Annotated in this window: 1 protein-coding gene; it reads right to left on the reverse strand. The window is 51.6% G+C overall.

What is annotated here, in order from left to right; translation table 11 throughout:
- Window positions 1-310, reverse strand: a 310-nt coding sequence (locus tag EII30_RS08940) for a hypothetical protein (protein ID WP_158608707.1), incomplete at both ends; no start/stop codon positions are given.

Below are 310 nucleotides of genomic sequence, written 5' to 3' on the forward strand. Positions count from 1 at the left end.
TTGCTGGGTCGTTAACCTTTTCCGCATCGAACCAGTATGGCTGAACTGTGATGGTTTCACCGTATGGAACCTTGAAGCCCGGGTATGCTGTGGCGATGTCTTCAGCGGATATCTTGCCGTCTGCCCAGAGCTTGTTACGCAGTTCCTCTTTCAGTGAGATTGATTGACCGTTCAGTGTTGCAACGAAGCGGTAGTTGTCCTTCTTCTCGGCTGGATCAACTGTTAGGAGGTTGTTTACTGCCTTGTTGTTTACACACGCTGCTGCTGTCAGCTCGAAGCTTGGAGCAGCTGGTGCTGGCTCGTAGGTTGG

This window comes from Leucobacter sp. OH1287 (genome assembly GCF_003859945.1).
GTDB lineage: Bacteria > Actinomycetota > Actinomycetes > Actinomycetales > Microbacteriaceae > Canibacter.